The sequence below is a fragment of the Streptomyces sp. Edi2 genome (assembly GCF_040253635.1).
Taxonomy (GTDB): Bacteria; Actinomycetota; Actinomycetes; order Streptomycetales; family Streptomycetaceae; genus Streptomyces.
The window spans coordinates 6391656-6413438 of sequence record NZ_JBEJGX010000003.1 but is presented as its reverse complement, the minus strand read 5'-3'; the positions used below and the strand labels follow the sequence as shown (position 1 = coordinate 6413438).

The following is a 21783-nucleotide window of genomic DNA, read 5'->3' as shown; positions in this document are numbered from 1 at the left end:
CGGGTGCGCATGGCACAGACCCTCCCCCCGCCGTGCACCGAGTGTCAAGTGGGTGGGACGGAGGTCTCACTATTTGAGCGCAATGGCGGATGCATGAGCGAATCCGGACCCGCCAGTCCGCCGTGCCGGACGGGCAGCCCGCTGCCGGTGAGCACCACCGCCCGGCTCTGGCCCGGCAGGTCCGGCACCGGGTAGTGGGCATGCGTCAGGGACCGCCGCAGCCGGTGCTCGTCGAGCGGCCCGGAGAACGCCATGCCCATGCCGTGCGTACAGCCCATGGAGCGCAGCGCGAGGACCTGCTCGGGCAGGTCGACGCCGTCGGCGACGGACTGCATGCCCAGGTCTCCGGCGATCCGCAGCAGCCCTGCCGTGATCTTGTGCAGCCGGGCGGACTCCACCACTCCGTCGACCAGCCCGCGGTCCAGCCGCAGGACGTCCACCGGAAGCCGGCGCAGCGCGCTGATGGCGGCATATCCGCTGCCGAAGCCGTCGAGGGCAATCCGTACGCCGAGGCGGCGCAGCGCGACCAGCCGGCGCTCCAGGTCGTCCAGCGGGATGCGGGAATCACTGTCGGACAGTTCCAGGACCAGCGCGCGCGAGGGCAGGCCGTGCCGGGTGAGCAGCGACTCGACCCCTTTGGGGGACAGCGCGTGGTCCAGCAGCCGGCGGGCGGGGAGGCGGACCGCGACCGGGACCGGGTAGCCCGCGCGGTGGCGCGCCGCGGCCTGCTCGACGGCCGCCTCCAGTTGCCACCGGTCCAGCTCCGCGGTGCGCTCGCCGTCGTCGGTGAACCGGCCGCGGTCACCGACCCGCAGGAACTCGGCGGGGGTGAAGAGGATCCCCTGGGCGGAGCGCCAGCGGGCGTGCGCCGCGACCGCGGTGACCCGGCCGCCGGACAGCTCCACCACCGGCTGGTGCAGCAGCGTGAACGCCCCGTCATGCAGGGCCGTGCGCAGCTTGGTGGCGAGCTCGGCACGGTGTGCCACCTCGCTCTGCATCTGGGGTGCGTACAGCTCCACCCGGCCCTTGCCGGCCTGCTTGGCGCGGTACATCGCCAGGTCGGCGTTGCGCAGCAGGCCCGCGGGGCTCACCCCGGGGTCGGCGAAGGCGACGCCGATGCTGGCCGCCACCCGGACGTCCCGGCCGTCGATGCGGTAGGGCTCGGAGAGCTTGATGCGCAGCCGGTCGGCGATCTCGTGGATACGGAATTCGCGGGCGGCGCGGTCGCGGGTGCCGTCGCCGGTGATCAGCGCGGCGAACTCGTCGCCGCCCAGGCGCGCCGCTATGTCCCCGGAGCGCACCGAGTCACCGAGCCTTCGGGCGGCCTGCACCAGCAGTTCGTCGCCGGCCTGATGGCCGATGGTGTCGTTGACCTGCTTGAAGCCGTCGAGGTCGATATAGAGCACGGCGGTGTCGTGGTCGCTGGCCCGGCGGCCGGTGACGGCCTGGGTGACGCGCTCGGTGAACAGCGCGCGGTTGGGCAGGTCGGTGAGCGCGTCGTGGGAGGCGTTGTGCTGGAGCTGGGCCTGCAGCCGGACGCGTTCGGTGACATCGCGGGAGTTGAAGATCAGGCCGCCGTGGTGGCGGTTGACGGTGGATTCGACGTTCAGCCAGCCGTCGCCGCCGGAGCGCCGTTCGCCGGCCCGGAAGCGGCATTCGATACGGGTGGTCGGTTCGTCCTCGGGGACGGCGGCGAGGAATCTGCGGACCTCGTGTACCACCCGGCCCAGGTCTTCGGGGTGGATCAGCGAGGCCAGCTCGGAGCCGACCAGTTCCTCGGCGTCGCGGCCGTAGACCCCGGCGGCGGCCGGGCTCACATAGCGCAGCACACCGGTCGGGGCGGCGATCATGATGACGTCGCTGGAGCCCTGCACCAGGGAGCGGAAGTGGTTCTCCTTCTGCGCCAGTTCCTGGGTGAGGGTGATGTTGTCGAGCAGCATGATGCCCTGGCGGACGACCAGCGCCAGCACGACCGTGCAGCCGGTGAAGAGCACCACGCGGTCGATGCGGCGCCCGTCGAGGACGTTGGTGAGGATGCCGAGCGTGCAGACGGCGGCGGCGAGATACGGGGTCAGCGCGGCGAGCGAGCCCGCGATGGGGCGGCTGCCGTGCGGCGGGACCCGGCGGGCGGCGGGCTTGACGTCCTCCTCGGGGCACTCCTCACCCGCGCGGCGGGCGACCCAGGGTGCGTACGCGAGCAGCATCGAGCCGGCGAACCAGCCGGCGTCCAGGATCTGTCCGGAGCGGTAGTGCTCCCGCAGCAGCGGCGAGCTGAACAGGGCGTCGCACAGCACCGTCAGCGCCAGCGCCGCGACGGCGGTGTTGATGGCCGAGCGGTGCACCGAGGAGCGCCGGAAGTGCAGCGCGAGCACCATGCTCACCAGCACGATGTCCAGCAGCGGGTAGGCCAGCGACAGCGCGCTCTGCGCCACACTGCGGCCCTGGAAGTGGGCGGTGTGAGCGAGCGCGAGACTCCATGAGAGGGTGACCAGCGATCCCGCGATCAGCCAGGAGTCGAGGCCCAGGCAGACCCATCCGGCCCTGGTCACCGGCCTCTTGGCGAGCACCAGCAGGCCGACGATGGCCGGTGGCGCGAACAGCAGGAAGCAGAAGTCGGCCAGGCAGGGACTGGGGACCGTGGTGCCCTGGATGACCTCGTACCAGCCCCATACGCCGTTGCCGAGTCCGGCCATGGCGGACGAGGCGGCGAAGAGCATCCATGCCGGGCGGAACCGGCTGCGGCGCTTGCGGGCGTACAGACCGCAGGAGAAGGCCGCCAGGAACGCCGCGAAGCTGAGGCCGAAGTCCCCCATGAACGCGGCGACTTCGGGCGATCCCCAGCCGAAGGCGGCGCCGACGGCATAGCCGCCGCAGAGCACGGCGAGGACGATCTGCGGCACCACGCCCGGTGGGTTGCCGGCCGGTGCCGGTGGCCGCGAGAGCATCGCCCCGGGGGCGCTCACCGGACTCTTCCCCTCGTCCGTACCGGGCGTCGCGAGCGGTGCGCCTGCGGACCTCGCAGTATCCCCGTGGGCGGTCGTGGATCGCGCTTTTCGCGAATCATCCATCGGCTGTACATCGCCCGTCGCCCCCCTCGAGTTCCGGATCTTTCGCATCGCGCCGTGTCCTTCCCGGCGTCGTCCCCGCTCGGGACGATACACCAGTTCCGTCACTCAGGGACATAGCATCTCTACGGAGCGTGACTGTCAGCGAATGACGAACACGCTTTGCAGTCGTACGGCCTCGTACTGCTACCCGCAAGCGGTCAGTCGGCGGTGGCGACCACGTTCCGCAGGGGCTCGCCGGCCGCGAAAAGCGTCAACTGATCGCGCAGCAGCCGCTTCGCACGGGGCAGGAAGGCAGAGCTGGGGCCACCGACGTGTGGAGTGATGAGTACGCCCGGAGCGTGCCACAGCGGATGCCCGGGGGGCAGGGGTTCCGGATCGGTGACATCGAGTGCGGCGCGCAGCCGTCCGGATTCCAGTTCGGCGAGCAGCGCCTTGGTGTCGACGACCCCGCCGCGCGCGATGTTCACGAGCAGTGCGCCGTCCTTCATCCGCGCCAGGAAATCGGGTCCTACCAGGCCACGCGTCGTATCGGTGAGCGGAGTCGCCAGCACGACCACGTCCGCGTCGGGCAGGAGGGCGGACAGGTCGGAGAGTGGATGCACAGGACCGCGCACAGTGTCACGCGCGGTGCGCGCGACGCGCATCACCCGCGCACATTCAAAGGGTGTGAGCCGGTCCTCGATGGCACTGCCGATCGAACCATAGCCCACAATGAGGACCGACTTGTCGGCGAGCGCAGGGCGGAAGCCGTGCCGCCACTCCCCCGCGTCCTGGCCCCGTACGAAGCCCGGGACATCGCGCAGTGCGGCGAGGATCAGGGTGAGCGCCAGCTCGGCGGTGCTGGCGTCGTGCAGCCCCCGTGCGTTGCACAGTTGGGCTCCGGACGGCATCCACTCCAGCCCCGGGAGCATGTTCTCGACACCGGCGGTGAGGGTCTGCACCACCCGTACGCGGCTCATCCGGGACAGCGGACGCAGGCTGGTCTCCGTGTCCTTCATGTAGGGGACGGCGTAGAAGACGCAGCGGGCCGGGTCGGCCGGGTAGTCGGGGCCGGCGTCCCAGTGGACGTAGCGGAGACCGCCGGGGAGGCCGTCGATCTCGTCGGGCGGGACCGGGAGCCATACGTCATGCGCATCGGTGCGCTGGTCTGCGGTTGCCATGGCCGCAGGCTATGCGAAGAGACGTTCCGTTCAGACGTTAGTTTGGTCTGGCCCTTGATCGGGGGCGAGGGGACGGAGGCACAGCCAGGTGGAGCGCAGGACAATCGGTGCGGCGGCTCTCGACGTGGGGGCCATCGGGCTCGGCTGTATGCCGATGAGCTGGGGGTACACCGAGTCGCAGCGCAGCTTGGACAGCTCGCTGCGGGCCGTGCACGCCGCGCTGGACCGGGGGTGCAGCCTGCTGGACACCGCCGATATGTACGGCCCGTTCACCAACGAGCTGCTGGTGGGGCGGGTGCTCAAGGAGCGGCGGGCGGAGGCGTTCGTCTCGACGAAGTGCGGGCTGCTGGTGGGCGAGCAGCACATCGTCGCCAATGGGCGGCCCGGCTACGTCAAGCGGGCCTGCGACGCCTCGCTGCGGCGGCTGCAGACCGACCGTATCGATCTCTATCAGCTGCACCGGGCCGACCCCGAGGTGCCCGTCGAGGAGACCTGGGGAGCGATGGCGGAGCTGGTGGCGGCGGGGAAGGTGCGGTCGCTGGGGCTGTGTGCGGTGGGCGCGCAGGCGGTACGGCCGTCCCGCGCGGCCCGTACGGAGCGGCGCCCGGCGGGCGGCGGGGCACGTCCCCGTTCCCGGATGCACGACGGCACGCTGGCCCAACTGGAACGCATCCAGCAGGTGTTCCCCGTCAGCAGCGTGCAGGCGGAGCTGTCGGTGTGGTCGCCGGAGGCGCTGGAGGAGCTGCTGCCGTGGTGTGAGTCGCGGGGGGTCGGGTTCCTCGCGGCGATGCCGCTGGGGAACGGCTATCTGACCGGCACCCTCACCCCGGGGCAGGGCTTCGAACGGGAGGACATACGGGCCCGCCACCCCCGCTTCACCGCCGAGATGATGGCGGCGAACCAGCCGGTGGTGGCGGGGCTGCGGCGGGTCGGCGCCCGGTACGGCGCCACACCGGGGCAGGTGGCGCTGGCGTGGGTGCTGGCGCAGGGCCGGCATGTGGTGCCGGTGCCGGGCACGAAGAAGGAACGCTGGGCCGCGCAGAACGCCAACGCCGCGCAGCTGACACTGGCCCGCGAGGACCTGGCGGAGATCGCCGCGCTGCCACCGGCGCGCGGGTCCTGGTACTGAGGGGTCCTGGTAGTGACGGGTCCTGGTAGTGGCGGGTCCTGGCCCTGAGGGGTCCTCGTACTGACGGACCCTCGTACCGACGGGCCCCGGCACCGAGCGGGCCACGTACCGCAGCTGCCCGCCCCCGGGGCCGGGAGAACGGCGCGGCGCCCGGGCTGCGCGTGTCCCGCTCGCGGCACGGCCGCCCCGGCCGGATCATGGCAGGTGGGAGTGGCGCGGGAACGGACAACGCGCGGCGCGGTGAGGCCGCGGTGTGGTGTTCTGGTCCACTCCACGTCCTGCCGACGAGAGGACCCCTGCCGTGCAACGCCGTTTCCGGACCGCCGTGTTGGCCGCCGCTTCGCTGCTCCTGGCAGCGGGCTGCACGTCCGGCGGCGCGCAGCCCCGGGGCGGGGGGAGTTCCACCCCGGCGGAGAACCGCGGCGGAGCGGCCTCGCCGAGCGCCACCGCGTCGTCGGCCGCGCCGCCGGCCAAGGGCTCGGTGCAGGTGACCGGCACCCTGGCGACCGGACTGAAGTCGCCGTGGGGCGTGGCGGTGCTGCCGGGCGGGGATCTGCTGGTCTCCTCCCGTGACACCGGGAAGATCTTCCGGGTCGCGGCGCACGGCGGGAAGATCACCGAGCTGGGATCGGTGCCGGGGGTGGATCCCGGAGGCGAGGGCGGGCTGCTGGGGATCGCGGTGTCGTCGACGTTCGGCGCGGACCACCAGGTGTACGCGTACTTCACCACCGCGTCCGACAACCGCATCGCCCGCATGATCTACGACGAGAAGCGCCCCCGGGGCAATCAGCTGGGCGCGCCCGACACCATCCTCAAGGGGATCCCCAAGGGCCAGATCCACAACGGCGGCCGGATCGCGTTCGGCCCGGACAAGATGCTGTACGCCGGCACCGGTGAGACCGGGGACACCGGACTGGCGCAGGACAAGCATTCCCTGGGCGGCAAGATCCTCCGGATGACGCCGGACGGGCAGCCGGCACACGGCAATCCGGAAGCGGACTCGGTGGTGTACGACTACGGCCACCGCAATGTGCAGGGCCTGGCCTGGGACGACGACAAGCGCCTGTGGGCCTCGGAGTTCGGCCAGAACACCTGGGACGAGCTCAATCTGATCGAGCCGGGCAGGAACTACGGCTGGCCCGAGGTCGAGGGCAAGGGCAAGGCCAGGGGCGGGACCGCGGGCACCGTGTTCACGGACCCGGTCGAGGTGTGGAAGACCGCGGACGCCTCGCCCAGCGGTATCGCCTACGCCAAGGGTTCGGTCTGGATGGCCTCGCTGCGCGGCGAACGGCTGTGGCGGATCCCGCTGAACGGGACGAAGCCGGTGGCGGCTCCGCAGGCTTTCCTGCAGGGCACCTACGGCCGCCTGCGGACCGTCGTGGCGGCCGATGACGGGGCGTTGTGGCTGGTCACCAGCAACACGGACGGGCGGGGCACACCGCACAAGGGCGATGACCGGATTCTCCGCCTCAAGGTGAGCTGACCGGGCTGATCCTCTTTTCGGATGGCCTGCCTACACTCGGGGGCAGGGGACGGGTGCGTGTCAACCGACGAGGGGGCAGGGCACCATGTTCAACATCGCGGAAGAACTGTTCGCGCCGGGGCGCAAGCACACCGACGAGGAGCGGCAGAAGATGTCGCTCGTCGTGGATGACGTGGGTGACGGTGACCCCGGCAAGGGCCCGATCGATCTCTCCTCGGGGACCGTCGTCGTCAGGGCACCCCGGCAGCGACCGGGCGGGGAACCCGGCCGGGAACAGGACCGGGAACGGCCCTGAGGGTGAGTGGCCAGGAGCCGGAGCGGTCAGGAGGACACGGCAGCTCCCGGACCGGGTGCCGGCTCCCCGAACAGGCGCAGGCGGTGTGCCACCGCGCCCGCCTCGCCGCGGCCCGAGACGCCCAGCTTGGCGAGGATGTTGGAGACATGGACGCTGGCGGTCTTCGGGGAGATGAACAGGGTGTCGGCTATCTGGCGGTTGCTGCGCCCGTCGGCGACCAGCCGCAGTACGTCACGTTCGCGGGGTGTCAGGCCGAGGGATTCGGCGGGGACGGCGCCGGCGGGTGACGGGTCAGCGGCCGCCGCGCGGGCGGCACCGGACGCCGGCTCCGTCGCGGACTCCGGCTGCAGACCGGGCAGGGGGACGCGGGCCCGCTGGGCGAGGAGGGCGAGTTCTTCGGCGAGCGGGCGGGCGCCCATCGCCGCGGCGGCGGTGTGCGCCTGGCTGAGCAGGAGTACGGCGGCCTCGCGCGGGGTGCGGCCGTGCAGTCCGAGGGTGGCCCGCTCGCTGCCGTGGAGGAGGGATTCCGCCCAGCGGTAGCAGGCCCGGGCGAGCTCGTGCGGGCGTTCCAGGGGCTCGAAGGCGGCGACCGCCTCCGCCCAGGAGTCGGGGGTTTCGCGGCCTTCGGCGCGGCGGAGTTCGGCGTCGAGCGCGAGGCCGTAGGCGGCCCAGACCGGGCAGAGCCGGGGCAGCTTCTTGGCGGCCTCCCGGACGCGGGCGAGGACCGCGGCCCGGCCCGGCCCGGCGGCGGGAAGTCCGCGGGCGTCCGCTTCGGCGGTGGCGGCCGACCAGAGCAGCGGCCAGGCGTAGCGCTGGGTGCCGGGCGGGAAACCGGCGTCCAGGGCCTGCTGGAGGATGCTGCGGGCATCGAGGAGGCGGCCCTGGTGGGCGGCGATCCGCAGCGCGTGCCGCGCCATGACCAGGACGTTCTGCGGCTGCGGGTCGTGGGTGCCGTAGTGCTCCTGGGCGACGGCCAGTTCGCGTGCGGCGGTGGCGAAGTCTCCCTCGTTCAGCGCGAGGCCGGTGTGGCGGCTGGCGGCCAGCGCGATGGTCCGGGGGTTCTGGGCGAGGCGGCGGGCATCGGCGGCGGCCCGTCCCGCTTCCTCCCAGCGGCCCAGCGACTGCAGGGATTCGGAGCGGTTGCCCAGGACCCAGCTGGTGCTGTCCTTGAGGCCGTAGCGGGTGGTGAGTTCGATGCCCTGCTCGGTGACCTCGACGGCTTCGCGGGAGCGGCCGACGCCTTCCAGGGCGGACGGGAAGTTGATGTGGCCGCGGGCGATGACGGCGAAGTAGCCGCGGTCGACGGCGCGGCCCAGGGCGGCACGGAAGTCGTCGAGGCCCGCGTCGACCTCCCCGGAGTCGACCCGCAGCCCCGCCAGGGTCAGCCGGGAGTTGAGCTCGGCCTCTTCGTCGCCCACCAACTGGGCGAGTTCCACGGCGCGTTCGGCCGTCGCGAAGCTGCCGGGACCCGGGTCGTGCAGGATCGCCCAGCTGGCGACGGCGGCAAGCACCTCGGCGTGCACGGAGGACGGCGGCAGGCCGCGCATCAGCTCCTGGGCGGCGCCCAGGTCCTCCCAGCCGTTGCCACGGCCGGTGCACTGGCAGAGCCGGGAGCGCTGCACCAGGAACCATGCCGTACGAAGGGGGTCCCCGCCGCTCGCACCGTGGGGAGAGCCGGGGGAAGGGTCGCTCTCGCCGCGCAGGGACCGCAGGGCGCGCTTGACGATCGTGAAGGCGCGTTCGTTGTCGCCGGAGAGCCGGGCGGCCACCGCGATCTCGGCGAGCAGGTCGAGGAAGCGCAGGGCGTCGCCGTCGTGGCAGCCGCAGGGCGGGTACGCCTCGGCGTAGTCGACCGGGCGCACGCCCTGGCGGACCTCGGTGGGCGCGTCGTCCCACAGCTCCAGGGCGCGCTCCAGCAGCCGCAGTTGCTCGGCGTAGGCATGGCGGCGGCGGGCCTGGACGGAGGCGGCGAGGACGGCGGGCAGCGCCTTGGCGGCGTCATGGGACTTGTACCAGTAGCTGGCCAGCCGGGCGGCGCAGACCTCGGCACGGACCAGCGAGGGGTTGGCTTCCAGTGCCTCGGCGTAGCGGCGGTTGAGGCGGGTGCGCTCGCCGGGCAGCAGGTCGTCCACGACGGCCTCGCGGACGAGGGCGTGCCGGAAGCGGTAGCCCGTGCCGTCCCGGGTGGGCACCAGGGTGTTGCTGCCGACGGCGGACCGCAGTGCCTCGATGAGGTCGTCCTCGGGCATCCGGCAGACGGCGGAGAGGAGTTCGTGTTCGACCGTGGAGCCGCCCTCGGCGGCCGTGCGCACCACCCGCTGGGCGTCCTCGGGAAGCGCCTCGACGCGCACCAGCAGCAGATCGCGCAGCGGGTCGCTGAGGCCGTGCAGCGCGCCATCGGCGAGGCCGCGGGCCAGCTCCTCGACGAAGAAGGCGTTGCCCTCCGAGCGCCGGAACACCCGGTCGACGGTGTCCTCTTCGGGGTCGCTGCCGTGGATCCCGGCGATCTGGGAGCGGACCTCCTCGCGGTTGAAGCGAGCGAGTTCGACGCGGCGGACCGTGCGCATCCGGTCGATCTCGGCCAGGAAGGGGCGCAGGGGGTGGCGGCGGTGGATGTCGTCCGAGCGGTACGTCGCCACCAGGAGGACGCGCGCGTCGTGCAGGCAGCGCAGGAGGTAGGCGAGCAGTTCGCGGGTGGAGCGGTCGGCCCAGTGAAGGTCCTCGACGACAATGACGAGGGTGCGGTGGGCGGCAAGCCGCTCCAGGAGGCGGGCGGTCAGCTCGAAGAGGCGGGCGCGGCCGATCTCCTCGTCGTGTGCCTCGCCCGGAGTCTCCCCCAATTCGGGCAGGATGCGGGAGAGTTCGCCCTCCTGTCCTGCGACGGCGGCGGCCAGCTCGTCGCGCAGATGCCAGTTGAGGGTGTGCAGGATCGAGGAGAACGGCGCGAAGGGCAGGCCTTCGGAGCCGATCTCGATGCAGCCGCCGCAGGCGACGAGCGCGCCGGCGGCGCGGGCCGACTCGCAGAACTCCTCAATGAGCCGGGTCTTGCCGACTCCGGCCTCACCGCCGATCAGCAGCGCCTGGGGCTCGCCGGACGCCGTGCCGCGGGCGAGCGCGTCACCCAGCGCGGCGAGTTCGGCCGCACGGCCGATGAACACGGGACTGACGGACCTGGTCTCCACGCCGGTGAGCATCGCACAGGGGTCTGACATTCCGGCAGGGGGCTCCGGTACGCGAAACGCCCGGCCCGGTGCGGAAGGCACCTGGGGCCGGGCGGACGGCTGGGGGCCGGGCGGACGGCTGGGGGCCGGGCGGACAGCCGGGGCCGGGCGGCGGGCCCGGCACCTGAGGCGTCATGTGAGCGCCGCGGTCAGGCGGCGGCGCGGCGTATCCGCCACCACCCGCCCCGTGTACTCACCCGCCCTCCGGGTTCGTCCGTCCCGGAACGGGCCGCGCCACGGCGCCCGTTCCGCGGGGCCTCGGCCGACCCGGCCGCCTCGCGCACCAGGCGCTGCCGGTCGGCCTCGCGGCGCAGCTCTTCGTGACGGATCCGGATCTCCAGCTCGGAGCGGTACATGGCGTGTCTCCCCTGATGGCGGTGAGGTGGTCACTCGACGGCTTGTCGATGTGCTCAAGCCTCGTCGCCAAGGGGGGTCCGCCACATCGGGAGAGTTCCCGATCTTCGGCCCCGGGCGGTGCTCAGAAACCCGCGGTATCGCCCGGTGGTTCCTTAGGCACCGCCCGCGGCACCCGTACGGTGCTCAGAAAGCGGCCCGGATGTCCTTACGGAGTTGCGGAGTTCCCGGAGGTCCTTACGGGTTACCGGGTTACGGAGCCGCGGGTCCGGCGCCGCCCGCGGGAGCCTTGGGCACGGTCGGCATGCTCCCGAACAGGTCGAGGTACATGCCCGCGGAGATCAGGATCCCCAGCACGCCGAGCACCAGTCCGCCCCAGGCGACGGCCTTCACCCAGGTGGGGCGGTGCCGGGTGGTGGTCACCACCACCGTGGCGGCGATCACGGCGAGCAGCGCGAAGAAGCCGTTGACCAGGGCGTTGGTGTGCCAGGAGGCGCCGTAGACGGCGGAGATCTGGTCGGCGGCCTGGGCCTTGCCCGACTGGACCTTGATCTGGCCCATCAGGTTCGCGCGCTCGGCGAGCGTGGTGCCCAGCCAGGTGCCGGTGACGGACGCGAGGCCCAGCCCCGCGGCGACGACGGCACCGGCGCCGGCGGCGATCCCGGTGGTGGACCCGGCGGTGTCCGGGTCGCGGTCGAGGGTGTCGACGCCGTCGTCCGCCTCGAGGTCACCGGCCTCGTCCTGCGCGGCGAGGGCGGCGTTGTCATCGGCCTGCTCATCGGCCTTGGCGGCGGCCTTTCCGGCCGCCTCCGCCTCGGTGGTCTCCGGGATCGCAGCAGTCTCCTTGGCCCCCTGCGCCGGCACGGTCTTCTCGTCGTCGGTTCGGTTCTCGGTCGTCCTGGTCGTTCCCATGGGCGCGACCGTAGGTGCCGCGTCTGAGAGTGAGATGAGAATGGCGGCGGCCGGCGGGCGGCAGATGGCGACACGCCGTCCGCGGGGCGCCGCGCGGGGGCGTCCGGCGCCGGGTCCTACACCCCCACCAGCGGTTTCTCCCCGCCCTGCGGCCCGGGCAGCCCCGCCGCCGCGCCCGGCTCCGGCGGCGGCTCGATGCTGATCCGGGGCAGCCACCGGTCGAGCCAGGACGGCAGCCACCAGTTGGCGCCGCCCAGCATGTGCATCAGGGCGGGCACCAGCAGCGTACGGAGCACAAAGGCGTCCAGGGCGACGGCGCAGGCCAGGCCGATGCCGAACATCGCGATGGTCCGGTCCCCGCTGAGGATGAAGGCCGCGAACACCGCGATCATGATGACTGCCGCCGAGTTGATCACCCGGCTGGTCTCGGCGAGGCCGACCCGTACCGCCCGGCAGTTGTTCCGGGTCAGCTGCCACTCCTCGTACATCCGGGAGACCAGGAACACCTGGTAGTCCATGGACAGGCCGAAGAGCACCGACACCATGATGACCGGCAGGAACGGTTCGATCGGGCCGGCGCTGCCCAGTCCCAGCAGCTCGCTGCCCCAGCCCCACTGGAAGACCGCGACGACGATCCCGAAGGACGAGGCGACGGCCGCGAGGTTCATCAGCGCGGCCTTGAGCGGGATGCCGATGCTGCGGAAGGCGAGCAGCAGCAGGACCGAGCCGAGCGCGATGACCACACCGATGAACAGCGGCAGCTTGCCGACGATGACGGCGGCGAAGTCGTCGTAGCTCGCGGTGATGCCGCCGACCCGCACCCGCAGCGTGCTCGCGCCCTCGGCCGCGGGCAGCACCTCGCTACGCAGGTGTTCCACCAGGTCGGAGGTCTGCCGGGACTGCGGTGAGGTGGTGGGGACGACGGTGATCACACCGGTGCTGTGGCTGCCGTCGAACTCGGGAGCGCTGACCTGGGCGATACCGGGCGTGTCCCGCAGCCGCTGCGGCAGCTTGTCGAAGGCGACCCGGTCCCCCGCGCCGTCCAGGGTGCCGACGAGCGTCAGCGGCCCGTTGAATCCGGGCCCGAAGCCGCTCCCGCGGGCGTCGCCGGACCCGCCGCCCGCCAGCAGGTCGTAGGCCTTGCGGGTGGTCGAGGTGGCCGGGTTGTTGCCCTGGTCGGAGGTGCCCAGATGGAGTCCGAGGGTCGGCAGGGCGAGGACGGCCATGGCAGCCGCCGCGGCCACCCCCAGCAGCTTGGGGTGCCGCTCGACGAACCCGGACCAGCGGGCCGCGATACCGGCGGGCCGCTCGGGCCGGGGCCCGTGCTCGGCCAGCCTCCGGCGCTCCCGGCGGCTGAGCGCCCGCATCCCGATCAGTCCGAGCAGCGCCGGCAGCAGGGTGACGGACGCGGCCACGGTCAGGACGACGGTGAGCGAGGCGGCGAGGGCGACTCCGTTGAGGAAGCTCAGCCGCAGGATCAGCATGCCCAGCAGCGCGATACAGACGGTGGCCCCGGCGAAGACGACCGCGCGCCCGGACACCGAGACTGCGCGGACGGCGGCCTCGCCGACCGGCAGGCCGGCGCGCAGGCCCTTGCGGTGCCGGGTGACGATGAACAGCGCGTAGTCGATCCCGACGCCGAGGCCGATCAGCATGCCGAGCATCGGGGCGAAGTCGGCGACGGTCATCGCATGGCTGAGCAGGGTGATGCCGGCCGAGGCGGTGCCGACGGCGGCCAGCGCGGTGACGATCGGCAGGAAGGTCGCGGCGAGCGACCCGAAGGCGAGGAAGAGCACCACGGCCGCGGCGCCGAGCCCGATGATCTCCGCGAGCTGGGCACGCGGCGCCTCGGTCAGCGCGATCCCCGCGCCACCCAGCTCGACCTGGAGGCCGTTGCCGGCGGCGGCCCGGGCGGTGTCGACGACCGTGCGGACCTGTGCGGGGTCCAGGTCGTCGGTGGCGCGGTCGAAGAGCACGGAGGCGTAGGCGGTGTGCCCGTCCTTGCTGATCTGCTGCGCGCCCCGGCCGCCGGTCGGGTCCGTGCCGGGCCCGCCGTAGGGGCCGTGCACCTCGGCGACGCCGGGCAGCTCGGCGATCTTCTCAAGCGTGTGCGTCATCGTCGTACGGACCGTGGCGGCCCGCACCGTGGTGGAGTCCGTGTGCCACACGAGGGTGTCGCTGTCCCCGGACTGCCCGGGGAAGGCCCGGTCCAGCAGGGCCGAGGCCCGTCCGGATTCGGTGCCGGGCACCTCGTAGTTGTTGGAGTACGCCGACCCCGTCACCGCCGCGGCGGCCGCGACCCCCGCGAAGGCGGCCAGCCAGAGCACGATCACCACGATGCGGCGCCTGAGACACCACCGAGCCAGAGCGGTCACGGACCTCGTCTGCTTCCCGGGGTTGTGCGTCGATATCTCCCGGGAGCGGGTGGTGCCGAGCGCGGATGTACGGGGGACGGGCGAGCCCGCCGCCAGCCCGTGAGGGAGCGGCGGACCCCCTTCTTCCGTGCAGGGTGTCAGCCCGGGGAGATCCTTTGAGGTGTTTGTGGACTTCCCCACAAAGAGTCGGAAATGGGGAACTCGGGGCGGGAGGGGAACCCGTCCCCGCGTCCCGTCCCCACCTCGGGCCCCGGCACCGCCCCGCATTCCGGCCCCGCCCGTATGCCGTGCCTCAGCCGGTGACCGACTCCTTGCCGTTCTCCACGTGTCCCATCAGCCGGCGGTGGAAGGCCGGGTCCTCGGCGACCGAGAGACCGAGGTCGTACCAGCCGTGTGCGTCCTGTGCCGGATGGGCGACGGTGCGGCTGCGGCCGGCCTTCACCTTCACCGTGCGCGGCGCGGTGGCCGCGTACGCCAGCGGCTCCAGGGTGAAGGTCAGGTCGGTGCGGCCGGGGTTGGTGAGGGTCAGGTGGAGCTCCTGCCGCCCGGCATCGGTCCGCGTCCCGATCATGACGGCCGCGGCGGCGCCCCGCCCCGTCCCGGCGAACTCCCGCCGGAAGCCGTTCGGCCCGGTCACCGTGAAGCGGTACGCCCCGTCCTTGACCGGCACCTCCCACCTCCCCTTCCCCCGCACGTCCCGGTGCTGCGGGGCGGCGAACTCCTTCGCGTACGGGTAGAGCGCCAGGTGTACGGAAGCCTCTCCGTCATTGCGTACGGCCATCCGGAAGACCGCGGCGCCCGGGTCGAAGCCGCCGTCGGCATCCGGCTGGTACGGCAGCGCCCTGGCCGGACGGCTGCCGCCCTCCTGCCGCGGCAGCGCCTGCCGGACCGGCGGCCAGGGCAGCCAGCGCCCGCTGAACGGCGGGACCGCCCCGGGCTGTGGCACCGGCGGCTGCCGGCGCCCGCGGGAGAAGTCGAAGGCGGCGGTCAGATCGCCGCACACGGTGCGCCGCCAGGCGCTGATGTTCGGCTCCTCGACACCCGTCCAGCGCTCCAGGAACCGGGTGATCGAGGTGTGGTCGAAGACCTGCGAGCAGGCGTAGCCGCCGACCGTCCACGGCGAGATGACCAGCATCGGCACCCGCATGCCCAGACCGGTCGGCCGGCCGTCCCAGAACTCCCCGTCCGTCCCGGCGGGCGGGACCGGCGGCGGCACATGATCGAAGAACCCGTCGTTCTCGTCGTACGTCAGGAAGAGCGCGGTGTGCCGCCAGACCTCCGGGTTCCTGCCGAGTGCGTCCAGCACCTTGTAGACGAGGGTGGCGCTCTGGGCGGGCGAGGACGAGCCGGGGTGCTCGGAGTCCGCGGCGGACGGCACGAGGTATGACACCTCGGGCAGTGCGCCGGCCGCCACATCGGCGGCGAACGCGGTCGCCGTGCTGCCCGGCTCACCGCGGCGCAGCGCCCGCTCGAACAGGGAGCGCTCGGCGGGGCCGAGGCAGCCCACGCCCTCCTCCAGCAGCCCGCGCAGCCGCCGGCGCCCGGCCTCGTCGGCGCCCGCCAGCTTCCCGTAGTAGCCGGTCATGTGCTGCGCTCCGTCGGCCTTCACCAGGGCCTGCTTCGCCACCGCCTTGAAGGTCGCATAGAACTCCAGGTTGTTGTCGGTGAAGTTGTCCCACTCCTGGTAGACCCGCCAGCTGCGGCCGGCCTTCTCCAGCCGCTCGGCATAGGTGGTCCAGGTGTAGCCGGTGTGGGTGTCCTCCGCGTAGGCGTCGTTGCCCACGGCCCGCTTGCCGTCGGGCTCATAGCCGGTCCAGCCGCTCACGAGGTGGTTGCGGTTGGGGCTGGTGGAGGAGTGGATCGAGGAGTGGTAGGCGTCGCAGACGGTGAAGGTGTCCGCGAGTTCGTAGTGCAGCGGGACGTCCTGCCGGTCGTAGTGCGCCATCGTGGCAGGGAACTTGGCGGTGACCCAGTTGTTCATCCAGCCGCCGTTCCACGCCCTGGACCCGCCGTCCCAGCCGTGGTCGAGCGCGCCGATGTACTGCAGGTCCTTGCGCTGTGCGGCGGCCGCCCCGCGCACCGGGAACGGCAACACGGTCCCGATGCCCAGCCACCCCGGCTGCTCGAAGACGCTCCGGCCGCCGGGCAGTTCGACGGCGTTGCGGTCGCCGTAGCCGCGTACGCCGCGCAGCATCCCGAAGTAGTGGTCGAACGAGCGGTTCTCCTGCATCAGCACGACCACATGCCTGAGGTCCGCGAGCCCGCCCCCGCCGCGCGCCGGCCCCGCCGCGCCGGCCGCCAGCGCCTGCTGCAACGACGGCGGCAGCAGCGACCCGGCCGTCGCGGCCCCCAGCGCCGCCGCCCCGACTCCCAGTAAGTGTCTGCGAGATATCTCCGATGCCACGCCCGACCTCCCAGTCGACGATCCCTCAGCCCGTCGTCGGTCTGCGCCCGACCCATGGCGAGGGGCGCCCGGGACGCTAGCGGAGGGCCGCGACGGGCAACAGACAGCGGAGTCGACGACTTGGGGAAAGGCGAAGGCCGGGCGCCCGCGCCGTAGAGCCCGCGCGGTGCCCCTGCGCAGCCGCCGCGTGCGCCCGGGGAGCGGACGGCGCACGCGGCAACTTTTTTCGGCCGTCCGTTTTCCCGGCGACACCCACGGAGACCTGACAATCTCGTGAACTCCCGGCATTCCGCTGGCCGACTTATGCGGTACAGGTCATATTCCCGGTGCCCGCCCGGTGCTAAATTCCGGCACCGTAAGTCCGTGTCACTCACTGCTGGTAGCGGAGGTTGCCATGAACGAGCACGCTGAGCAGGCGCAAGCCCCCACGGAGTACATCCCGCCGATGCTGGTCGAGGTCGGCGAATTCACCGAGGACACGCTGGGCAACTGGCACGGCACGTCGCCCGACTGGTTCTTCAACTACTACTGGTAAACCGTCCGGCCGCAATTCCGCCGACGCGACGACGGGGGAGCCGGGTCCGCCCGCGCGGAGCCGGTCTCCTTCTTCCTTCATTTCATGGCGGCGCCGGTCATTCATGACGGCGCCGGACCGCCGCGGCATCCGGACGCATGCCGTACGGCCCGCCGGCGCGCTCCGCGGCCGGCCGGACCGCGGGGTACGACAGGGGAACGACGGGGGAGGGCACCAAGGATGAGTGCGGGGTTCGTGGTCCTGCCCGACACCGCCGACGGGGCGGAGGTCCGGGCGCGCTTACCGTTCGCCGGCGCCCAGGTGATCCCCCACGCCTCCGGGCGACCGTGGCTGGTCGGCCGCTGGACCCGCGATCAGGTGAGGGTGGCCTCGGCGGGCCCGGCGCGGCTCGCCGTGATCGGCCCCTCCCCGGTCTCCGCCGACCGGCTGGCGCGGCTGGCCGCCGGCCTCACCCGGCTCCCTGACGTGGACCGCGTCGTGCCCTCGTTGCTGGGCTCCTGCCACCTCGTGGCCTCGGTGGACGGGGCGGTCCGGTTCCAGGGCAGCCTCTCCGGGCTGCGCCGCGTCTTCCACACCCGGGTGAACGGGGTCCGCATCGCCGCCGACCGGTCCGATCTGCTCGCGGCGGTGACCGGGAGCACGGTGGACGAGGAAGCGCTGGCCCTGCGCGTGGCCTGCGGCCTCCAGGTGCCCTTCCCGGCCAACGCGCGCAGTGCCTGGTCGGGCATCCACACCCTCTCCCCGGACACCTTCCTGCGGTGGGACGGCGACCGGGACCGGGAGGTGCGGTGGTGGCAACCGCCCGTGCAGGACCGGTCGTTCGAGGACGGGGCGAGGGCGGTACGGGACACTCTGTCGGCCGTACTGGAGCAAAGACCGCCTCCCGGGGGCCGGTTGAGCGCCGACCTCTCCGGCGGGCTGGATTCCACCTCCCTGAGCTTCCTGGCGGCCCGCAGCACCCCGGAGCTGCTGACCTTCCGCTGGGGCGAAGCCGAGGCGGGCAACGACGACGCGGCCTACGCGGGGCTGGCGGCAGGGCTGCTCGACCGCGCCGAGCACCTGGTCGTTCCGCAGCACGAACTCCCCGAGATCTTCGCCGACCCCGACGTCGCGGCCGGTGCCGAGGAACCCCTCTCGCTGACGCGTGCGACGGCCCGGATCCGCCGGGGTGCCCGGTTGCTCGCCGACCGCGGCTCCCGCCGCCACCTGGCGGGACACGGCGGCGACGAGCTGTTCTCCCCCATGCCCAGCTATCTGCACACGTTGCTGCGCCGTCATCCGCTGACCGCGCTGAAGCACGTCCGGGCGTACTGCGCACTGACCCGCTGGCCGCTGAAGGCCACCCTCGCCGATATCGCGAACCCCGGTACCTGCGCCTCGTGGTGGCAGGCCCAGGCCGGCCTGCTGACCGCACCCCGGCCGCCCGTGCGGCGCCCGACGCTGGGCTGGGGGCTGGGGGCCGTGCGGGCGGCGCCCTGGATGACCGCCGAGGGCATCGAACTGGCCCGCGCGGCCCTGCAGCGCACCGCCGATGAGGCGCAGCCCCTGGCCGACGACCTCGCCACCCACACGATGCTCATGGTGGTCCGCTCGAACACCTTCGGCTACCGGCTGCTGGCGCGGTTGTACGCCGAGTCCGGGGTGGAGCTGGACATGCCCTACCTGGACGACACCGTGCTCGACGCCGTGCTGCGCGTACCGGCCCATGAACACGCCGGACCGTGGCGGTACAAGCCCCTGCTGGCCGCCGCGATGCGGGACATCGTGCCCGACCGGATCCGGGCCCGGTCCACCAAGGGCGAGTTCGGCGAGGACATCAGAAGGGGCCTGCGCCGCAACCTGCCCGCCATCCTGGAGGTGTTCGCCGACTCCGAGCTGGCGGCCCGCGGCCTGATCGACCCCGGGGAACTCCGCCGGCGGCTGACCCTCCCCCAGCCGGACAACACGATGCCCCAGGCGCTGGAGAACCTGCTCGGCTGCGAAACCTGGCTGCGCACCGCCGAAACCCGGCCGCGCACCACCGCCGGACGCCACGGCACCACTCCGCACCCCCACGCGATCCCTCACAGCACTGCCACCCCTCATAGCACTGCCACCCCGCACAGCAACGCCACCCCGCACAGTGACGGCACCGCCCCACGGAAGGTCTGACCCGTATGCGGCTCCACTCCGACGTCTCCATGACGGACACCGACGACGGCACGGTACTGCTGCACCAACGCACCGGCCGCTACTGGCAGCTCAACCTCACCGGCAGCCGCGTACTGCACCGTCTGCTGGACGGCGACACCCCCGAGACCATCGCCGCCGGCCTCGCCGCCTCCTACGGCGTCGACCCGCAGCGGGCCGCGGACGATGTCGGCGCCGTGATCCGCCAACTGCGCGCCGCCGGACTCACGGTGGCCCCATGAGCCAGTCCATGACACTGGCCGAGCGGCCCCGGCTTCCCCTGCGCCGCCGCCTCCTGCCGTTGCTCGCCGTCGGCGCGGCCCGTCCGCTCGCCCGCCTCAAGCCCGCCCGGCTGCGCACCGTGCTCGAATGCGCGCGCCGCGGGGCGTCTCCGGCCGGCGCCCGGCAGGCCCGAACCGCGCGCGACCAGGTGGTGTCCGTGAGCCTGCGCTGTGCGGGACAGAACTGCCTGCAGCGCTCGATCGCCACCGCGCTGCTGTGCCGGGCCCGCGGCGTCTGGCCTACCTGGTGCACCGGCGTCCGTACGCACCCCTTCGCCGCTCACGCCTGGGTCGAGGCCGACGGCCAGTTGATCGGCGAGCCGCATCCGCAGGGTTACTACAAGCCGCTGCTGACCGTCCCGCCCCGTGCCGGGGGCGCCGGGGATCCACAGGAGGTGGCCGCCCGATGACCGCCGTGCGCCCCGACGGGGCCCTCCCCTCCGCCGCCGGGGCGCTGCGCCTCGTCGAAAGCCGCACCACCGGTCCCACGACGGTGCACGTCACGGAGTACGTGCAGGCGATGTCCGCCCACTGCCCGTACCTCGCACCGTCCGTAGAGGGCGGGCTGACGAACTGGACGGTGTACGAGGCGGCCGGGGGCGTGCCGGAGGTCGAGGAGGCCGTGTTCGAGGCGGGAGTACGCAGCGCGGAGTGGATCCGGACGCAGGCGAACCGCCGGCACGGTGCGCTGGTGTGCGAGAACATCGCGGTCCGCGGCGCCGGACGGGAGGTGCTGGCGTGGCCGCACTGGGCCCTGAAGAACCTGTACGCCCCGGTCGGCGTCATGTTCGGCAAGTTTCCGGTGGGCGAGCAGGTCGCCGACCACCGCGGCCGCATCGTCCCCGAGCCACCGGTCTCCTTCCTGGTCGTACGGTTCGTCGTACGGGCCCGCGATCCGCTCTTCCTGAGCCGGACCCCGGACCTCGCCGACACGGTGGCGGTCGCGGCGGACGACGGGCGGGACGTTTTCGGGCAGCGCTCGCGCGAGTGGAAAGACGTGAAACTGTGGGCGCGGGAGCGCCTGCCGAAGCGGCCGTAGCGCATCCCGGGACCTGTGACGGTCGCACGGTGCCCTGCCCGGGGACGGACCGCGGCGCCGCCGGGGGCGGAGGTGGCCGGTTCCGGCGCGCGACGGCTGTTCCCAGCGGGCGCACTCCCCTGGGAAGATCATGTCGGCCTCCCCTCCGGGACCCGGCGGCCTCCCCCGCCGCACGGCCGCACTCGCAGAGCCGCACGGCCGCCCTCGTCGGACAAGGACTTCCAGCACCATGACCACCCTGACCTCCGGCACCGCCCGCCCCGGCAACCGGCCCCTCTGGCTCATCGATCTGCCGGTCGTCCTGGTAGCCGTCGTCTGGGGTTCCAGCTATCTGGCCGCCAAGGAGCTGGCCACCGCAACCACGGTCGTCGCCCTGCTCCTGCTGCGGTTCGTGGTGGCCGCTGCGGTGATGGCGGTGGTCGCGGGCCGCGGGATCACCCGGCTGAGCGCCCGGGAGACCGGCGCGGGTGTGGTCCTCGGCATGCTCCTGTCCGGCGTCCTGGTAGTGGAGACGTTCGGGGTGGTGCACACCTCGGCGACCAACGCGGGCCTCATCATCAGCCTGACCATGATCTTCACTCCGCTCGCGGAGGCCGTGGCGACCCGCACCCGCCCCACCGGGGCGTTCCTCGGCGCGGCGGCGCTGTCCGTGACCGGTGTGGCCCTGCTGACCCAGGGGTCGGGGTTCACCGCCCCGTCGTCCGGCGATCTCCTGATGCTGCTCGCGGCGGTCGCCCGCACCGTGTACGTCATGGCCATGGGCCGTATGACGTCGATCCGTTCGACCGACTCCGGGGCGCTCACGGTCGTCCAGTTCACCGGCGCCATCGCCGTCTTCGCGCTCGCGTCACTCTTCACCGGCGTTTCACCGGTGGCGGTCGCGGCCGCGTACTCCCCCCAGCAGTGGGCCTCGCTCCTCCATCTGGCGCTGATGTGCACGCTCTTCGCCTTCTTCGTGCAGATGTGGGCGGTGCGCCGCACCTCACCGTCCCGCGTGAGCCTGCTGCTGGGCACCGAGCCGCTCTGGGCAGCCGTGATCGGTGTCGCCGCAGGCGGGGACCGGCCCGGCCTGCTCGGCGCCGCCGGGGCGGTCCTGATCCTCGTCGGTACGACCTGGGGCCGGCAGGCCACGGCGCCGGCGGCCACGGCGGACATGGCAGATATGGCGGACGCAACAGCCACGACGGAGGGCGAGCCGGTGGGTCGACCGGAGGGCGGGACCCCGGAGGCGCCCCCGGCCTCGCAACCGGCCGCGGGCACGCCGCAGGGGGCACCGCAGGGCGCACCGCCCCTGTGACCCCGGGCAGACCCGGCGGACCCGGCGATCCGGGCGTTCCCGGTGGCCCCCGTACCCACGC

General features: G+C 72.9%; 16 protein-coding genes. 9 read left to right on the top strand and 7 right to left on the bottom strand.

Going from position 1 to position 21783, the window contains the following annotated elements; genetic code table 11:
- Window positions 1-44 precede the first annotated feature (44 nt).
- Together ABR737_RS31615 and ABR737_RS31610 are read right to left on the bottom strand one after the other, a co-directional pair.
- Window positions 45-2963 carry a putative bifunctional diguanylate cyclase/phosphodiesterase gene (locus ABR737_RS31615; protein WP_502964412.1) on the bottom strand — a complete coding sequence of 973 codons (2919 nt, stop codon included), beginning with the start codon at window positions 2961-2963 and terminating at the stop codon, window positions 45-47.
- A 302-nt stretch (window positions 2964-3265) separates the two neighbouring features.
- Window positions 3266-4228, bottom strand: coding sequence for a 2-hydroxyacid dehydrogenase (locus ABR737_RS31610; RefSeq protein ID WP_350254177.1), 963 nt, complete (start codon window positions 4226-4228; stop codon window positions 3266-3268).
- Between the two features lie 88 nt (window positions 4229-4316).
- On the opposite strand from ABR737_RS31610, the gene ABR737_RS31605 reads away from it, so the two are divergent.
- From ABR737_RS31605 to ABR737_RS31595, 3 genes are all read left to right on the top strand, one after another.
- Window positions 4317-5357, top strand: a complete 1041-nt coding sequence (locus ABR737_RS31605) for an aldo/keto reductase (protein ID WP_350254176.1) — start codon at window positions 4317-4319, stop codon at window positions 5355-5357.
- A 301-nt stretch (window positions 5358-5658) separates the two neighbouring features.
- Window positions 5659-6840 (top strand): PQQ-dependent sugar dehydrogenase, encoded by a 1182-nt coding sequence (locus tag ABR737_RS31600; RefSeq protein ID WP_350254175.1) that lies wholly within the window; start codon window positions 5659-5661, stop codon window positions 6838-6840.
- A gap of 85 nt (window positions 6841-6925) precedes the next feature.
- Complete coding sequence (locus tag ABR737_RS31595) at window positions 6926-7135, top strand: DUF6191 domain-containing protein (protein ID WP_350254173.1); 210 nt, start codon at window positions 6926-6928, stop codon at window positions 7133-7135.
- A 26-nt stretch (window positions 7136-7161) separates the two neighbouring features.
- On the opposite strand, the gene ABR737_RS31590 is transcribed toward ABR737_RS31595, so the two are convergent.
- From ABR737_RS31590 to ABR737_RS31570, 5 genes are all read right to left on the bottom strand, one after another.
- Entirely contained in the window at window positions 7162-10329 is a 3168-nt protein-coding gene (locus ABR737_RS31590) for a helix-turn-helix transcriptional regulator (RefSeq protein ID WP_350256995.1), read from the bottom strand.
- A 176-nt stretch (window positions 10330-10505) separates the two neighbouring features.
- Entirely contained in the window at window positions 10506-10712 is a 207-nt protein-coding gene (locus ABR737_RS31585) for a hypothetical protein (RefSeq protein ID WP_350254172.1), read from the bottom strand.
- A 250-nt stretch (window positions 10713-10962) separates the two neighbouring features.
- Window positions 10963-11622 carry a hypothetical protein gene (locus ABR737_RS31580; RefSeq protein ID WP_350254170.1) on the bottom strand — a complete coding sequence of 220 codons (660 nt, stop codon included), beginning with the start codon at window positions 11620-11622 and terminating at the stop codon, window positions 10963-10965.
- A 116-nt stretch (window positions 11623-11738) separates the two neighbouring features.
- On the bottom strand, window positions 11739-13997 hold the full coding sequence (locus tag ABR737_RS31575; protein WP_350254169.1) for an MMPL family transporter: 2259 nt from the start codon (window positions 13995-13997) through the stop codon (window positions 11739-11741).
- Window positions 13998-14289: 292 nt separating this feature from the next.
- Window positions 14290-16401: a phosphocholine-specific phospholipase C gene (locus ABR737_RS31570; RefSeq protein ID WP_350254168.1), complete on the bottom strand. Its 2112-nt coding sequence runs from the start codon at window positions 16399-16401 to the stop codon at window positions 14290-14292.
- Between the two features lie 394 nt (window positions 16402-16795).
- On the opposite strand from ABR737_RS31570, the gene ABR737_RS31565 reads away from it, so the two are divergent.
- From ABR737_RS31565 to ABR737_RS31540, 6 genes are all read left to right on the top strand, one after another.
- Window positions 16796-16936 (top strand): lasso RiPP family leader peptide-containing protein, encoded by a 141-nt coding sequence (locus ABR737_RS31565; RefSeq protein WP_350254166.1) that lies wholly within the window; start codon window positions 16796-16798, stop codon window positions 16934-16936.
- Window positions 16937-17155: 219 nt separating this feature from the next.
- A complete protein-coding gene (locus tag ABR737_RS31560; RefSeq protein WP_502964411.1) occupies window positions 17156-19087 on the top strand; it encodes a lasso peptide isopeptide bond-forming cyclase in 1932 nt (643 codons plus the stop codon).
- A gap of 5 nt (window positions 19088-19092) precedes the next feature.
- Window positions 19093-19347, top strand: a complete 255-nt coding sequence (locus ABR737_RS31555; protein ID WP_350254165.1) for a lasso peptide biosynthesis PqqD family chaperone — start codon at window positions 19093-19095, stop codon at window positions 19345-19347.
- The gene (locus ABR737_RS31550) at window positions 19344-19796 is read left to right on the top strand and encodes a lasso peptide biosynthesis B2 protein (protein WP_350254164.1); all 453 of its coding nucleotides are present in this window, start codon (window positions 19344-19346) and stop codon (window positions 19794-19796) included. The genes ABR737_RS31555 and ABR737_RS31550 overlap by 4 nt, the downstream gene beginning before the upstream one ends.
- Window positions 19793-20425: a hypothetical protein gene (locus ABR737_RS31545; protein ID WP_350254162.1), complete on the top strand. Its 633-nt coding sequence runs from the start codon at window positions 19793-19795 to the stop codon at window positions 20423-20425. The genes ABR737_RS31550 and ABR737_RS31545 overlap by 4 nt, the downstream gene beginning before the upstream one ends.
- A 229-nt stretch (window positions 20426-20654) precedes the next feature.
- Window positions 20655-21722 (top strand): DMT family transporter, encoded by a 1068-nt coding sequence (locus ABR737_RS31540; protein WP_350254161.1) that lies wholly within the window; start codon window positions 20655-20657, stop codon window positions 21720-21722.
- Window positions 21723-21783: the final 61 nt, after the last annotated feature.

Excerpts from the sequence above, each read along its gene's own strand:
- ABR737_RS31555 (WP_350254165.1), top strand. The coding sequence starts at position 19,093 with ATGCGGCTCCACTCCGACGTCTCCATGACGGACACCGACGACGGCACG.
- ABR737_RS31595 (WP_350254173.1), top strand. The coding sequence starts at position 6,926 with ATGTTCAACATCGCGGAAGAACTGTTCGCGCCGGGGCGCAAGCACACC.
- ABR737_RS31560 (WP_502964411.1), top strand. The coding sequence starts at position 17,156 with ATGAGTGCGGGGTTCGTGGTCCTGCCCGACACCGCCGACGGGGCGGAG.
- ABR737_RS31610 (WP_350254177.1), bottom strand. The coding sequence starts at position 4,228 with ATGGCAACCGCAGACCAGCGCACCGATGCGCATGACGTATGGCTCCCG.
- ABR737_RS31580 (WP_350254170.1), bottom strand. The coding sequence starts at position 11,622 with ATGGGAACGACCAGGACGACCGAGAACCGAACCGACGACGAGAAGACC.
- ABR737_RS31545 (WP_350254162.1), top strand. The coding sequence starts at position 19,793 with ATGACCGCCGTGCGCCCCGACGGGGCCCTCCCCTCCGCCGCCGGGGCG.
- ABR737_RS31565 (WP_350254166.1), top strand. The coding sequence starts at position 16,796 with ATGAACGAGCACGCTGAGCAGGCGCAAGCCCCCACGGAGTACATCCCG.
- ABR737_RS31550 (WP_350254164.1), top strand. The coding sequence starts at position 19,344 with ATGAGCCAGTCCATGACACTGGCCGAGCGGCCCCGGCTTCCCCTGCGC.
- ABR737_RS31590 (WP_350256995.1), bottom strand. The coding sequence starts at position 10,329 with ATGCTCACCGGCGTGGAGACCAGGTCCGTCAGTCCCGTGTTCATCGGC.
- ABR737_RS31585 (WP_350254172.1), bottom strand. The coding sequence starts at position 10,712 with ATGTACCGCTCCGAGCTGGAGATCCGGATCCGTCACGAAGAGCTGCGC.
- ABR737_RS31540 (WP_350254161.1), top strand. The coding sequence starts at position 20,655 with ATGACCACCCTGACCTCCGGCACCGCCCGCCCCGGCAACCGGCCCCTC.